The organism is Meiothermus sp. (assembly GCF_026004115.1).
In the GTDB taxonomy this organism is placed as follows: Bacteria; Deinococcota; Deinococci; order Deinococcales; family Thermaceae; genus Meiothermus.
The window spans coordinates 1,093,290-1,108,570 of the sequence record NZ_BPIM01000001.1 but is presented as its reverse complement, the minus strand read 5'-3'; the positions used below and the strand labels follow the sequence as shown (position 1 = coordinate 1,108,570).

General features: G+C 58.8%; 12 protein-coding genes. 11 read left to right on the top strand and 1 reads right to left on the bottom strand.

Annotated elements, in window-relative coordinates; all coding sequences use genetic code 11:
* The first annotated feature begins 17 nt into the window (after positions 1-17).
* Both Q0X23_RS05160 and Q0X23_RS05155 read left to right on the top strand, forming a co-directional pair.
* Entirely contained in the window at positions 18-1,079 is a 1,062-nt protein-coding gene (locus Q0X23_RS05160; RefSeq protein ID WP_297859303.1) for a stage II sporulation protein M, read from the top strand.
* A 96-nt stretch (positions 1,080-1,175) separates the two neighbouring features.
* Positions 1,176-2,219, top strand: a complete 1,044-nt coding sequence (locus Q0X23_RS05155; RefSeq protein WP_297859302.1) for an NAD(P)H-dependent glycerol-3-phosphate dehydrogenase — start codon at positions 1,176-1,178, stop codon at positions 2,217-2,219.
* A gap of 75 nt (positions 2,220-2,294) precedes the next feature.
* Here Q0X23_RS05155 and ppsA read toward each other — a convergent pair whose 3' ends face one another.
* Positions 2,295-4,664 carry a phosphoenolpyruvate synthase gene (ppsA, locus tag Q0X23_RS05150; protein WP_297859301.1) on the bottom strand — a complete coding sequence of 790 codons (2,370 nt, stop codon included), beginning with the start codon at positions 4,662-4,664 and terminating at the stop codon, positions 2,295-2,297.
* Between the two features lie 147 nt (positions 4,665-4,811).
* On the opposite strand from ppsA, the gene Q0X23_RS05145 reads away from it, so the two are divergent.
* The 9 genes from Q0X23_RS05145 (at position 4,812) to Q0X23_RS05105 (ending at position 15,235) form a co-directional block, all read left to right on the top strand.
* Entirely contained in the window at positions 4,812-5,627 is an 816-nt protein-coding gene (locus tag Q0X23_RS05145) for a pyruvate, water dikinase regulatory protein (RefSeq protein ID WP_297859300.1), read from the top strand.
* A 440-nt stretch (positions 5,628-6,067) separates the two neighbouring features.
* Entirely contained in the window at positions 6,068-6,823 is a 756-nt protein-coding gene (gene sufC / locus Q0X23_RS05140; protein ID WP_297859299.1) for a Fe-S cluster assembly ATPase SufC, read from the top strand.
* A gap of 51 nt (positions 6,824-6,874) precedes the next feature.
* Entirely contained in the window at positions 6,875-8,284 is a 1,410-nt protein-coding gene (gene sufB / locus Q0X23_RS05135) for a Fe-S cluster assembly protein SufB (RefSeq protein WP_297859298.1), read from the top strand.
* A complete protein-coding gene (gene sufD, locus Q0X23_RS05130; RefSeq protein ID WP_297859297.1) occupies positions 8,284-9,618 on the top strand; it encodes a Fe-S cluster assembly protein SufD in 1,335 nt (444 codons plus the stop codon). Before sufB ends, sufD begins: the two co-directional genes overlap by 1 nt.
* A gap of 78 nt (positions 9,619-9,696) precedes the next feature.
* Positions 9,697-9,999 (top strand): non-heme iron oxygenase ferredoxin subunit, encoded by a 303-nt coding sequence (locus Q0X23_RS05125; protein ID WP_297859296.1) that lies wholly within the window; start codon positions 9,697-9,699, stop codon positions 9,997-9,999.
* A gap of 386 nt (positions 10,000-10,385) precedes the next feature.
* Complete coding sequence (locus Q0X23_RS05120; RefSeq protein WP_297859295.1) at positions 10,386-12,074, top strand: S8 family serine peptidase; 1,689 nt, start codon at positions 10,386-10,388, stop codon at positions 12,072-12,074.
* A gap of 9 nt (positions 12,075-12,083) precedes the next feature.
* The gene (locus Q0X23_RS05115; RefSeq protein WP_297859294.1) at positions 12,084-12,455 is read left to right on the top strand and encodes a hypothetical protein; all 372 of its coding nucleotides are present in this window, start codon (positions 12,084-12,086) and stop codon (positions 12,453-12,455) included.
* 341 nt (positions 12,456-12,796) lie between these two features.
* A complete protein-coding gene (locus Q0X23_RS05110; RefSeq protein ID WP_119340259.1) occupies positions 12,797-13,165 on the top strand; it encodes a hypothetical protein in 369 nt (122 codons plus the stop codon).
* A gap of 213 nt (positions 13,166-13,378) precedes the next feature.
* The gene (locus Q0X23_RS05105; RefSeq protein WP_297859293.1) at positions 13,379-15,235 is read left to right on the top strand and encodes a diguanylate cyclase; all 1,857 of its coding nucleotides are present in this window, start codon (positions 13,379-13,381) and stop codon (positions 15,233-15,235) included.
* Positions 15,236-15,281: the final 46 nt, after the last annotated feature.

Here is a 15,281-nt window from a genome sequence, read left to right as displayed (position 1 = left end):
TGGTAGGCTAAGGGCATATGTTGCGTTCACCTTCGCACCTGTTCAGCCGGGCCGGAAAGTGGCTGCTTGTGGTTTGGGCGCTATTCGGATCGGCGCTGGCCCAGTCCAACCTGGAGATTGCCCGTCAGGCTGTACAAGACTGGCAGGCTGGCAAATACCAGGTGGACCCCTCACAAGCGCTTGGCAAGCCAACCGAAGAGGCCATCCGGCTGCTCGAGCGCAGCCTGGCTTTTCCGCCGGTTCCCCGCGACCTATCGGTCAACCTCAACGCGCCCCTGGAAGATTCCACCCCCCGCGGAACCATCGTTAAGTTTCCGGCTACGGTAGCCGGGCGCGGTGGGGAGGTGCGGGTGGTCATCCGGGACGGCGAGGTCACTCGGATTGGCTTTGCCCCGGAAGGCGGGTTGCTACCGGGCTGGCTCAAGAACCCGATAGCCTGGGTACTGTTTGTGGCCCTCTCGCTGGGCTGGCTTTTGGCCCTGCGGGGCCGCAACGCCCTGGCCCGCTGGTGGGTCGAAGGCTGGGCTTTGGTGCGCCAGTACCGGGGCTTGTACCTGGGCATCAACGGGGGCCTCTACGGCCTGTTTGCCCTGGGGGGGTTGGTGGCTTATGCCAACCCCGAACTTGTGCGGCTTATGCAGGAGCTGGTCGGAGGCGCCCTCGAGCAGATTGGTCTTGGCAGCGCTTTGGGCGGGGGGGTCTTGGGTCTGGCCCTCGTAATTTTTTACTGGAACTTAACCAATGGACTTGTCCTGACCACTGCCGTACCGGGGCTTTTCCTGGGCATTCCGGCCTTGCTCTTTAACGCCATGCGGTATTTCGTGCTGGGCTTTGCCCTGAGTCCGGTGGCCCTGCCCCTGGCCAACTATCTGCTGCACCTCCCTACCATTGTGGTGGAGCTGCAAGCCTACATCCTGGCCACTTTTGGCGGCATGGTTCTAATGCTCAAGACCCTGCGCGGCGAAGGCTACCGGGCGGGCTTGCGGGCTCTGGGGCTTACGGTTTATCTGGGGGGGTTCTTTTTGCTGATGGGCGCTTGGTACGAGGCCTTCTCGATCCTGGTTCTCATGCGGCCTTAGGGCGCTTCCTGGGGGAGCCTATCGTGTTATGTTTGCCGGGGCCGGGGTATGCAGACCGTACATTGTGTAGCTGAGGACGCACTGTTTTGCTGAGCTATGTCCCTCACATCTACCATTACCATCGCACAGACTGAGCCGCTCATAGCGGACAAAGGAAGCAGGCGCCCCGTTGCTGTGCTGGGTGCGGGGTCCTGGGGAACCGCGCTGGCCTTGCTGGTTGCCTCCAAGGGGCTTCCGGTTCATCTTTGGGCCCGTCGGCCCGAACACGCCGAGGCCATGCGGGCCGAGCGGCAGAACCTCGAGTACCTGCCCGGGGCTCGCTTTCCCGAATCGCTGTACCCGACTGCCGATGCCGAAGAAGCTTTGCATCAAGCCCAATTTGCTGTTGTGGCCGTTCCCTCCAAGGCCCTGCGGGAAACCCTGGGCCGCCTGCCCAAAGCCAGCGCCTATCTTTCTGTGATCAAGGGTTTGCACTTCACCGATCACCACCTGCTGCGCATGAGCCAGGTGGTGGAAGAGGTAACGGGCGTAACCCAGGTAGCCGCTCTATCCGGCCCCAACCTGGCCGAAGAGATAGCACGCTTCCTGCCTGCAACCGCTGTGGTGGCTGCCAAAGACCCTGATTTTGCCCAGCAGGTACAGCAAGTTTTCAGTGGCCCCAGTTTCCGGGTCTATACCTCTTCGGATCTGATTGGCGTGGAACTGGGGGGGGCCCTCAAAAACGTTATTGCCCTGGCAGCAGGTATGGTAGACGGGTTAAAGCTCGGAGACAACGCCAAAGCAGCCTTGATTACAAGGGGCCTGCGCGAAATCATCAAGTTCGGGATGGCCCAGGGGGCCAAGGAGAGCACCTTTATGGGTCTCTCGGGCCTGGGCGACCTGATTGCCACGGCCAGCAGCCCCCTTTCGCGCAACCGCAGCGCTGGAGAGCGGATTGTAAGAGGAGAAACCCTGGCCCACCTGGAAGCCCAAAAGTCTGTGGTGGAGGGCATCTACACCGTGAGGGCCCTGCACGCCTGGGATCAGGATACCGGGGCCGACCTGCCCATCACCGAGGCGGTCTACCGGGTCATTTACCTGAAAAGCGACCCGCTAGAAGAACTCTCCCGCTTGATGGGGCGGGAGGCCAAGCCGGAGTAGGCCAGGTCTTCTGGCCATCCCGCGGCTTGACACCCTTTAATACCAGGTTATCCACAGCAAAGCCCTGAAAGCTTTCTAACCCACCCGGGCCGGACTCTTTTCGGCCAAAAAGAGCCAGGTCTCGAGCACGCTATCGGGGTTGAGGGAGATGCTCTCGATGCCCTGCTGCACCAGCCAGAGGGCCAGCTCGGGGTGGTCGGAGGGGCCTTGGCCGCAGATGCCGATGTATTTGCCCATCTTTTTGGCCGTGCCGATGGCGCGCTCGAGCAAAAACTTCACCGCATCATCCTGTTCACTAAATAAATCCGCAACCAGGCCCGAGTCGCGGTCCAGGGCCAGGGTGAGCTGGGTCAGGTCGTTGGAGCCAATCGAGAAACCATCGAAAAGCTCCAGGAACTGCTCGGCCAGGATGGCATTGGAGGGCACCTCGCACATCATGATGAGCTTTAGGCCGTCTTTGCCGCGCTCGAGGCCGTTGTTCTTCAGGATTTCAAGCACCGCTTTGGCTTCGCCTACCGTGCGCACGAAGGGTACCATCACCCACACGTTCTTCAGGCCCTTCTCCTCCCGCACCTCGCGGAGGGCCCGACACTCCAGGGCAAAGGCTTCGGCAAACTCGGGGCTGCGGTAGCGCGAGGCCCCCCGGAAGCCGATCATGGGGTTTTCCTCTTTGGGTTCGTAGCGGCTACCCCCGAGCAGATGGGCATATTCGTTGGACTTGAAGTCGGAAAGCCGCACGATCACCGGATTGGGGGCAAACGCAGCCGCAATCATAGCGATGCCCTCGGCCAGTTTCTCGCGGTAGAAGGCTACCGGGCTTTCGTAGCCGGCGGTGCGCTGCTCAATCTCTTTTTTCAGGTTCTCGGGCTGCCGGTCGAACTCCAGCAGTGCTCTAGGGTGAATGCCAATCACGTTGTTGATGATGAACTCGAGCCTCGCCAGCCCCACCCCGGCGTTGGGCAGGTTGGCAAAGCTGAAGGCCCGCTCGGGGCTGGCCACGTTCATCATGATCTTGGTGGGGATTTCGGGCATGTTGTCAAGCTCAATCCGCTTCACCTCAAAGCGGGGGGTGCCTGCGTACACCCGCCCGGTATCGCCCTCGGCGCAGGAGACGGTAACCATCTCGCCATCGCGCAGTTCCTGGGTGGCGTTGCCGGCGCCCACCACCGCAGGGATATTCATTTCCCGGGCGATGATGGCCGCATGGCAGGTGCGCCCACCCCGGTTGGTTACGATGGCCGCTGCTTTCTTCATCACCGGTTCCCAGTCGGGGTCGGTCATGTCGGCGACCAGCACGTCCCCCTCCTGTACCCGGTTCATCTCGCGGGGATGCTTGATGACCCGTACCGTACCTGCGCCGATACGCTGTCCCACAGCCCGACCGGTTACCAGCACCGGGGCGTGCTCCAGCATCTCGAAGCGCTCGAGTACGCGGCTTGCGCGGCTCTGCACGGTCTCGGGGCGGGCCTGCAAAATGTAAATTTGCCCGTCCAGGCCGTCCTTGGCCCACTCGATGTCCATGGGTCTGCCGTAGTGTTGCTCAATCAGGAGGGCCTGCTTGGCCAGCTCCAGCACATCCGTGTCGGAGAGCGAGAAGCTGCGGCGCTCGAGGGAGGAGGTATCAACAGCCTGCACCCCCCGGCCCTCTCCGGCGTAGACCATCTTTTGCAGCTTGCTGCCCAGGGTGCGCTGCAAAATGGTATGGCGGCCCTCGGCCAACCCTTTCTTGTACACGTAGAACTCATCCGGATTGACCGCCCCCTGAACCACCAGTTCGCCCAGACCGTAGCTCGAGGTAATGAAAACTACATCGCGGAAGCCGGACTCGGTGTCGAGGGTAAAGGCCACGCCGGAGGCCCCCAGGTCGCTGCGAACCATGCGCTGTATGCCAGCCGAGAGGGCTACTTCTTCGTGGGCAAAGCCGTGGTGGACGCGGTAGGCGATGGCCCGGTCATTGTAGAGCGAGGCAAAGACCTTTTTGACGTGCAGGAGCACACTTTCAATGCCCTTTACGTTCAAAAAGGTTTCTTGCTGCCCTGCAAAGCTGGCCTCGGGCAGGTCTTCGGCGGTTGCACTGGAGCGTACGGCAACAGAAAGCCCGCCCTGGGAGGCGGACTCGAGGCGAATGTAGGCATCTACGATGGCTACTTCCAGGGCCCCCGGTAGCTCGGCATTTTCTACCCAGCTGCGAATTTCGGCCCCTACACGGGCCAGTTCGTCTACATCATGGGTATTTAGTTTGCTCAGGGCAGTGTGGATGCGCTCGACCAGATGGTTGTGGTGCAAGAATTCGCGAAAGGCCTCTGCCGTGGTAGCAAACCCCCCCGGAACCCGCACCCCGGCCTGGGATAGGTTGGCGATCATCTCTCCAATGGAGGCATTTTTGCCGCCTACGGTTTCCAGGTCTTTCATGCCCAGCGTTTCGAACCAACGGATATAAGCCATAAACACACCTCGTTGCTGTTGATGGTAGTTTGGCCTGTGGGCAATGGGGAGTAGCTGGTTTTGGTGTAGGTATGTTCCAGAGTTCTGTGTAGCATGCGCTACACACATAAACTACACTGTTATTGGGATGAGCTGCGGGAGCGTGCTATGGAGCGAACAGTTTTTATTGTCTCAGACCATACGGGCTTAACGGCGGAGTCGGTGGCGCGGAGTCTTTTGGCCCAGTTTGAAGCCGTGCGGTTTCGCTATGTAACGCGGCCTTTCACAGATACCGAAGAAGAGGTTTATGGCCTGGTGTACGAAATCAATTCAATTTTCGAACGTGAGCAGGTACGCCCTATTGTGTTTTCGACCCTGGCCAATCCAGTGTTAAATGACCAGCTCAAAACAGCCCCAGCCCTGCATTTTGACCTTTTTCGTACCTACTTGGGGGAATTGGAACGCGAGCTCGGTCAGCCCCCCACGGGCCGGGTGGGTCGGCTGCACAGCGTGAGCGATAATAGCTATTTTACCCGCATTGATGCAGTAGATTTTGTGCTTGCCACCGATGATGGCCTGGGGGATCGGCATTACCAGATGGCCGACGTGATCCTGATCGGGGTCAGCCGGGCTGGCAAGACGCCTACGTGTTTGTTTTTGGGCTTGCAGTATGGGCTGCGGGCTGCTAACTACCCGCTGGCCGAGGACGATTTCGAGCGCGATACCCTGCCTGAGCCGGTCAAGGCGTATAAAGACAAAATTTTTGGCCTGACCATCAACCCTGCCCGACTGCATCAGATTCGCACCCAGCGCAAGCCAAACAGCCAGTATGCCTCTATGGAGCAGTGTGAGTACGAGGTGCGGCGGGCCGAGCTGCTTTTCAAGCGGGTGGGGATTCAGTATTTCGACACCACCAGCGCTTCTATAGAGGAAATCGCCACCAACATAGTTCAAAGTGCTGGTCTAAAGCGTAAAATCGGCTGATACCAACCAAATCTCCACCTGTGCTGTTTTGCCCGAAGATGGAAAAATTGGGTTGATTTTGTTGCTCAGCTCGGCGTGATGGCTCGGGATATGGCGCGCTGAGTCGTGCCGGGGATGAATCATACCGGATTCAAAAAGATAGTCATTCAAATCAAAAAGTCCAGAGGCTATCTTTTTGAATCCTAGAGCACTCCTTTTAGTCGGGTTAGTTCGTCACTGAAGAGTGACGAACTAACCGAATCTGGTATCAAATGGAACAAGTCGAGGAATGCCATGGCGTCAGCTTACAAGTCCGGCAACCCCCATCTATAGAGGTTAATTTGTAACCTGGGCAATCAGAATCCCGACTAAACTACTATACATTATTGAAATAAGAACCTATACTCTTATTGCGAGCGATTCGCAGTAAGATACAGTCAAACACGTACAAGGGGAGAAGCATGGTAAACCAACTGGAAATCCGCAACCTGCACGCCAAAATTGTGGATGGCGAGACCATCCTTAACGGGGTTAATCTAATCCTACCCAAGGGCCAGGTACACGCCATCATGGGGCCCAACGGAGCAGGTAAAAGCACCCTGGGCAAAATCATCGCCGGCGACCCCAGCTACGAAATCACCAAGGGCGACATCCTTATGGACGGTGAGAGCATCCTGGAGATGGAAGCCGACGAGCGGGCCCGCAAGGGGTTGTTCCTGGCTTTCCAGTATCCGGTTGAAGTGCCGGGGGTTTCCAACGCCAACTTCCTGCGCCTGGCTTTACAGGCCAAAAAGGGCGGCGAAGTGAACATGATGGAGTTTTACGGCAAGCTGCAAAAGGCCTTGCAGACCCTCGAGTGGGACGAGAGCATTCTGACCCGCTATCTCAACGATGGCTTTTCCGGGGGCGAGAAGAAGCGCAACGAGATCATGCACATGATGGTTCTGGAGCCCACCTATGCCATCATGGACGAGACCGATTCCGGTCTGGACATCGACGCCTTGAAGGTGGTGGCCAAGGGCGTGAACGCCATGCGTGGCCCCAACTTTGGCGCGCTGCTGATTACCCACTACCAGCGCTTGCTGAACTACATTGTGCCGGATGCAGTGCACGTGATGATTGATGGCCGCATCGTGACCTCGGGCGGCCCCGAACTGGCGCTGAAGCTCGAGGAGCAGGGCTACGACTGGGTGAAGGAATTGGCAGTAACGGGCTAAAAGCCAGTGGCACTGGCTATAGGCCATCGGTTCGACATGAAGGGAGTGCAAATGTCAGATAACCTGGTCGTTGAAGACATTGGTAATGAATACAAGTACGGCTTTGTGGACGAAGTAAAGCCCGTTTGGAAAGCCGAAAAAGGCCTCTCGCGGCGCGTGGTGGAGGCCATCAGCTACCATAAGGACGAGCCCGCCTGGATGCTCGAGTTCCGTTTGAAGGCCCTGGAAATCTACCAGTCTAAGCCGGTGCCGACCTGGGGGGCCGATCTCTCCGGGCTCAACATGGACGAGATCTACTTCTACGCCAAGCCCACCGAAAAGCGCGACGCCCGTAGCTGGGAAGAAGTGCCCGAGGAGATTCGCCGCACCTACGAAAAACTGGGCATCCCCGAGGCCGAGCGCAAGGTGCTGGCCGGGGTGGGCGCACAGTACGACTCCGAGATGGTTTACCATCAGGTAAAAGAAGAGCTGCAGCGCCTGGGGGTCATCTTCGTCTCCATCGAGGAAGGGCTCAAGCACCACGAAGACCTCTTCCGCGAGTACTTTGCTACCGTCATTCCCCCCGAGGACAACAAGTACGCCGCCCTCAACTCGGCGGTCTGGTCGGGCGGGAGCTTTGTGTATGTGCCCAAGGGGGTCAAGGTAGACCTGCCCTTGCAAGCTTACTTCCGGGTCAATACCGCTGAGCTGGGCCAGTTCGAGCGCACCATCATTGTGGTGGACGAGGGTGCCGATATGCACTACATCGAGGGCTGCACCGCCCCCACCTACACCACCGACTCATTCCACTCTGGCGTGATCGAGATTGTGGTGAACCAGGGCGCCCGTAGCCGCTACACCACCATCCAGAACTGGTCGCACAACATGTACAACCTGGTTACCCAGCGGGCCCTGGTTAAGAAGGACGCCTACCATATGTGGCTGGACGGCAACCTGGGCTCCAAGGTGACCATGAAGTACCCCAGCAGCTACCTGGTCGAGGAGGGGGCTCGCTCGGACATCCTCTCGATTGCCTTTGCCAACACTGGCCAGCACCAGGACGCCGGGGGCAAGCTGATTTTTGCGGCCTCTAACACAGGCGGCAGCATCGTGTCCAAGAGCATCTCCAAGGGCTCGGGCCGCAGCAGCTACCGCGGGCTGATTAAGGTGTACGAAGGGGCCAAGCACGTGAAGGTGAATGTGGAGTGCGACGCGCTCCTGATCAACGAGGAGTCCCGCACCGACACCTACCCCTACATGGAGATCGAGGACGACACCGCCACCGTGGGCCACGAGGCGACCGTGAGCCGCCTCAACGATGAACAGATCTTCTACCTGCAAAGCCGGGGGCTGCCCGAGGACGAAGCTGCCGCCCTGATTGTGCGGGGCTTCATCGAGCCGGTAGCCAAGGAGCTGCCCCTCGAGTACGCCGTTGAGCTAAACCGCTTGATTGAGCTCGAGATGGAAGGGTCGGTGGGCTAATGGAACTGACCTCAAACCTCTCGCGTGACCTGGTGTTGCAGGTCTCCAGCAAGCTGAATGAACCCGACTGGCTCCGGGCCAAGCGCCTGGAAGCCTGGGAGACCTTTGCCGGGCTGCCCTACCCCACCACCCACACCGAGGAGTGGAAGTACACCGACATCACCGAGGTGCCCTTCGAGGAGCTGGCCTTAGAGCTCCCCACTGGCCGGGTCTCGGCCATTCCCCAGGCGGTACAGGAGCGTCTGGCCCAGGCCCAGCTCTCGGGATACGCGGTCTTTGTAGGGGCCGACCTGGTGCACGTCGAGTTGCCCGAGGCATACCGCCAGCAGGGCGTTATCTTCACCAGCCTGCACGAGGCCATAGCCCAGCACCCCAGGCTGGTGGAGGAGAACCTCTTCAAGGCGGTCAACTGGAGCGACCTGGTGGGCACGCAAAAAAACCGTCCCGAGAACTCCAAGATTCCCGCCCTGAACGCGGCTCTATTCACCCACGGAGTATTCCTTTACATCCCCAAGAACGTGGAGTTTGATAAGCCCATCGGGGTCTTTAAGTACCTGGAGGGTGGCAAGCTTTCGGGCTCACGCACCCTGATTGTGGGCGACGTAAACAGCCAGGCCGTCTACATCGAGGAGTACATCTCGCCCGCCAAGGTAGCCCCTTCCGTCAATACCTCCTCCACCGAAATCATCGTGGGCAACGGAGCCAAGGTGCGCCACGCGCACATCCAACTGCTGGGCCAGGGTTTCTATCACTTCCACCGCCAGCGGGCTCACCTAGCGCGCGATGCCGCCCTCAATGACCTGGTGGTGAACATGGGGGCGACCATCAGCCGGGCCGAGGTGCAGTCGGAGATGCTGGGGCCGGGTTCGTCCTCTGAGATGCTCGGGCTGTACTTTACTACCGGCCACGAACACGTAGACCACTACACCCTGCAACACCACGTAGCCGATCATGCCTACTCCGATGTGCTCTACAAAGGCGCGGCCAAGGATCAGAGCCGTACGGTGTACGCAGGCCTGATCAAGGTAGAGCAAGGGGCCCAGAAAACCGATGCCTACCAGACCAACCGCAACCTGCTCTTGTCGGAGGACGCCCGCAGCGATAGTGTACCGCAGCTCGAGATCGGGGCCAACGACGTTAAGTGCTCGCACGGCTCTTCTACCGCGCCCGTAGCCCCGGAAGAACTTTTCTACCTCATGAGCCGCGGTCTACCCCGCCACATGGCCCAGCAAATTCTGGTGAAGGGCCACATGACCGATGTGCTCACCCGTATCCCCCTCGAGCCGCTGCGGCAGTACATCGAGAGCATCATCGAGGAAAAGGTAAGGGTATAGCCTAGAGCTGAAGGCCGAAAGCTAAAAAGCCCAGTACTTTTGGCCTTCGGCCTCTGGCCTCTAGCTTTCAGCTTCGCTATGTGGATTCCTGTTGCTACCCTGGAGCAGTTCGAAAATGGCCGCCTGGTGGTGAAGGTACAGGGCGAGAAAACCCCGGTGCTGTTGCTCTACACCGGCGAGGAAGTTTTTGCCATATCGGACATCTGCACCCACGACAAAAACCCACTCTCCGATGGTCCGGTAGAGGGCGATACCATCCAGTGCACCCGGCACGGGGCCCGCTTCAACCTGCGCACCGGCAAGGCCACCCTGCCCGCGCCGCGCCCGGTTAAGGCTTATAAAGTTAGATTAGAAGAGGGGCAGGTCTGGTTAGAGGTTTGACGCCAGGCCCAAAGCGGTTCCCGCGAATACTCGGTACAGTGGGGTTTGCTGTGCCGGTTACACCACGCCGTGAGGCGCAATGGTGGTAAGCGCGAGATGTTTTTTAAAGAGGTTTGTGTGGGCTTGGCGTTATCTGCCCAAACCCAGACTGCAACGGCAAAATAAGTCTTTAATTGTCCTGCTTTTGAGTTTCTAAAGCTCCGTAACGGTTATTTGCGGTTAGGTGGGCGTATCCCTTCATGCATGCTGGCCCTCAGTAAGGCAGTGTCGCGTGGAGGTGAACCGGAGTGAAGGATACGCTAACAGGATCAATCGGCAGGGCGCGCATCGGGGCTTTATTTGTTTTAGCCTTGCTGCTCGCGGCTTGTGGTGGGCTGAATGAAGGTATGCCGGCGGGTGCGACCGACCCTGGCTACATCATTACCGTCAAGATTGGGGCCAGCGATACCCAGGAAGCCACCCTGCAGAAATACGGCGGCGCGATCCTTTCGTGGTACCCCGACCCGGGCATCGCCCACCTGAAACTGAGCACTGCAGAGCATGCCGCACTGATGTCCAGGGGGGTTTCGGTGCAGTCCACGGCCAACGGCACTTTGAGTGCCCCTACCACCCAAGCCAATGGTTTTAAATCTTGGGTGGGTGGGTTCAATAGCTGGGCTGGGGGTTTCAACAGTTGGGCCGGGGGATGGAATAGCTGGGACGGCGGAACCAATCTACCCTCCATGCCGGACGAAAACAACGCGGTCTTCATGCAGATTAGGCTGCCCCAGGCCCATGCCATCGCCCGGAAGTTTGGCGAGGGGGTCAAGGTGGCGGTGGTGGATACCGGTGTAGATACTGCCCACCCCGGTTTTGTGGGTCGCCTGGCGCCCAGCAGCGAGTGGCGTGATTTTATTGAGAACGACAACAACCCTATGGAGCCCACGGGTGGCAGCGCTTATGGTCATGGCACCGCCGTTGCAGGACTAATTTTGCAAGTAGCACCCAAGGCCACCATCCTGCCCATTCGCGTACTGAACAGCAACGGTCAAGGCGATCTGGATGATGTGATTCTGGCCATTAACCACGCGGTGAATGTGGGTGTAAAGATTATCAACCTATCGCTAGGGGCCTTTGAATGGTACCAACCGTTGGTGGATGCCATCAATTTTGCAGGCTCCAGGGGGGTCTGGGTGGTGACCTCGGCTGGTAATCAGGGGAAAAAAAACGAAATTACCTATCCGGGTCGCTGGGGCTGGTGGTTGAGCAATGTTATTGGGGTGGGGAGCGTGGATAGCGATGACAAGCTCTCTAAATTCTCTTCCTTTGGCGCAGATGTGTTCACCTGGGCACCCGGTAACGATGTGTCCAGTTACTACCCCGGCAATCGCACGGCCAAGTTTCGGGGCACTTCCTTTGCCGCCCCCCTCGTGGCTGGAGCGCTGGCCCTGGCCTATAGCGAGACCACAGCCATTTGGATACGTAATGACTTGAAATATTATTACGAAACCAGCCTGGAGCTGCGGAGCCTCTGGTACAACCTGTACCGGGCCAACTCGAGCTGGTGCAGCGTGCCGGATGGCCAGGGCGGGCTTTGGTGCCACGGCGCGGGCCGTCTGGATGTTGAGCGCTTCCTGCGCAGCTTGCCGGGCTTTTCCCCAGCTTCCAATACCGGTACGCTGGACTTCGTGCGCAACGGCAGCTTCGAGTCGGGGAGTTTTGCCAACTGGACTACCAGCGGCCCTGTCTCGATAGGCCGGGATAGCCGGTTTGGCGATTTTATTGCCGGAGCCAATAGTGCGCGCATTAGCGGTACGGGTAGTTTAGAGCAAACCATCACCGGCCTGGCTCCCAACACCACCTACACCCTTACAGCCTGGCTCAAGGTGGATGGCTCGGGTGAATCCTTATTGCTGGGAGCAAGAAATTTTGGCAGGTCAGAGGTGGGTGTACCGGCAGTTGGAAGCACCGACTGGGTTCAGCGTTCGGTAGATTTCAAGACCGGGGCCAATAACACCAGCGCCGTAGTTTTCATACGCAAGACGGCGGGCTGGCAAGCCGCCTTTGCTGACCTGATCACCGTTACCCGCAAGTGAGGAAGAGCCATGATTTTACACAACCCGATGCCCTATAAAGAAGCCATCCTGATCATGGACTCCCGGAACACACCTACCAGCGCTGTGCGTCACCAGCCTTTTCATTCTGCCTGGAGCAGACTCTACAAGGCCGGGGATATGTACCTGGATTTGTCGCTTAGGCCCGAGGGCAGGGATGCTGTGCTGGTGGGGCAGGTGATTGCCGAGGCACACAAGCCGGTAACGCTGAGCGTTGTGCTGCACGGGCCAGGTGGGAGCAACCGTAGCCTCGTCAACGAGTATGGCACCTTTCGCCTGAGTGTTCAGGAGAAGGGTGATCATGTGTTGGAGTTTGATTTGGGTGAAGAGACCTTTTGGGTGCGAGGTCTGGAAGTGCTATAGGTTGCCTTGATGCCAGCATTGCACGGGTTGAACCCGTGCAATGTTGTTTATCTGAGCCGGGCCTGGCCTGCCCCAACCGACAAAGCGATTTCTAGAAGGGTGTTTGCTATCAGGTCCAGCATTCTTTGGAGATTTCCACAAAAAACTTCTATCTAAAGATTTGGATGGGCATAGATCCGCTGGCTTTTCGGTGGCCTGTTCACTGCACAAAAAACATAACGAATTGGGGGGTTGGATTAAGCAGTTTTGTCCCACGTAACGGTTATTTGCACCCCCAGCGCTCGAGGGTTTGCTTATTGTGAAGTCTAGATACTAGGCGCAGTCATACAAAGGAGAATACTGTGATTACCGATAAAACACCCACCCGCCGCGAAGCCATCCTGGTCATGGATTCGCGCAATGCCCTGAGCGCTGTGCGCAATCACAGCCTGAGCGGATCGTGGAGCAGGCTGTATAAGGTGGACAACCACTACCTTGACCTGAGCCTCAAGGTCGAGGGAACCGAACCGCTCTTGATTGGCAAGCTGGTAACACCTACCCAGAGCAACGGCCTGGCCCGCTTGATGGCCTGCGATGGGGGCTTGTTGCAAGAAGTGGAGCTCTGTGCATCGGGCATGTTTCGTCTGCCGGTGCCTACCACGGGGGTTTACCACCTCGAGATGAACCTGGGTGAGCAGCAGTTTGTGGTGCGCTCGGTAGACGTGTATTAATAAGGGATTTTGGCAGGATTTAATTCAGAAATGTATTTAGAGAGTGTTGACATGCCTCAAGATCGCCCCCCCCGTCGTTTGCGCTTGGCTCGATTGTCCTCGGAGTCCAAACCTGGCCGGCCCGTACCACTACAGACAATTTCTACCCAACTGATTGAGCGATTGCTCTCGGCTGGCGCTAACCAGGCATTCGAGTGGGGATTAGAGGAACTGTTGCGCGAACTGCCAGGGGTTGAACAGGCTTTTTTGTGGGTACGGGATGGTCAAAACCACTTTGGCTTGCAGGCTTTTCGCGGGGTGCCACAGGCTGCCCTCGAGGGGATCGAAGCGGTAGTGGAGTCCTCGCTCAAGACGGCCTATCTGGGTTCGCCAGAGGGTTGGTTGGGCGGAAAAGCGCATTTAGATCGCGAAGAGCATTTCTTGAACCGGGTTTTCAGTGCCCTGCCCTTCCGGCTGCAAGCCCCCACCCATGAGCCTGCGGTCAACCTGACCCTGCCGCTGGTGGCCAGTCGGCAGGTGTGGGCGCTACTGCACCTGTATGCTCCGGCCCGTTCCCTGGGCCAGGCTGAAGTTGACTGGGTCAGCCAGTACATGGCAGGCGTGGCGCCGATCCTGCGCGAGGTGTATTTGCGCGAAGCGGCAGAGCGCCAGTCGCTGTGGCTATCGGCGATTAATGCCTTGCTACGGGTCTCGCACGAGCAGCCGCTCGAGCTGGGCTTGCAGGACGCCCTCGAGGAAGCCACCCGCCTTTCTGGGGCGGAAGGAGCCCGCCTGATTACCTTCGAAGGGCACGCCATTCGCACCATTGCTCAGGCAGGCTGGGGTTCGGGGCTGCCCGTAGAAGCAGCCATTACCCGCCAGTTGGGCGAACGCCTGCGTGGCGGTCAACAGGTGGGCATTCCCCGCTACGACCTGTATCCTGCCCACCGCCCTGAGCTGGTGGAAGCAGGGCTGCGCAGCCTGTTTATCCTGCCCATCCTGCGGCAGAGTAGCGAAGCCAGCGCCTTGTTGCTCTTCAGCACCCAACAACACTGGCTGCCCGATGCCCAGACCCAGGAACTCCTCAGCGATATGGCGGCAGCCATTGGGGTGGTGCGGGTCGAGTGGACTTTGCGGCGAGAGTTGGCCTGGGCCGCCTACACCGACCCCCTGACCGGGCTGGGCAACCGCCGGGCCTTTGAGCGCGACCTGGAAAAGCTCACCCACCGGGCCAATGGCCGGGTGGTGGTGCTGGTGCTGCTCGACCTGGACGGCTTCAAAGCCATTAACGATACCTACGGCCACGTACACGCCGATCATGTGTTGGTGCGGCTGGGTGGGGTGCTGCGCTCGAGGGCCCGGGCTGGTGACCGGGCCTACCGCCTGGGGGGCGACGAATTTGCTCTGATCATCGAGGGTTCCAGCACCCTCAACCCGCTCCGCACGGCAGAGCGCTACCGCGCACTGTTGGAGGAAATTCGCGTTTCAGATAGCACTTTTCTGAAGGTCAGCCTGGGCTATGCGGTCTATCCCACCGATGTATCGGATATCCAGAACCTGTGGCGCATTGCCGACGACCAGATGTACAAGGACAAGGCCTTGCGTAAGGGCCGCACCCCCCTGTTTCCCCAGGGGCAGGAGCAATTTATTCAACTCAACACGCCCCTATTCCGCCTTGCAAACCGGCTGGCCCAGGCGCTGAGCATGGGGCCAGAAGAACAACAGGTCTTGCACGCCAGTTGCTACCTGCTGCAAATGGCCCTGGGCGAAATAGAAAGCTCCCCGGATGTGCAGATGCCCGATGGGTTGCTGCGCGAAGCCGCACGGGTGCTGATGTTTGTTCAGAGCCACTGGGATGGAAGGGATCAACCGCTGGGCTGGTCGGGTGAACCAATTCCCAGGGCTGCCCGCGTACTGCAAGTGGCCAGGCAATTTACAGCCGCGGTACAACCCGTGGAAGGTCGGGCTGCTCGCAGCATCGAAGAAGCCCTGGAAGATATTACCAAAGAAGCCCGGCAGCGTTTCGACCCCGTGGTGGTAGAGGCCTTGCTTTCTATCAGGGGCTTCCTGAGCGAAGATTCAGCCGCTTGAGCCTGTGTGTAAACCGCCAAAATTGTGTTTACGTAGCAATTCCCCT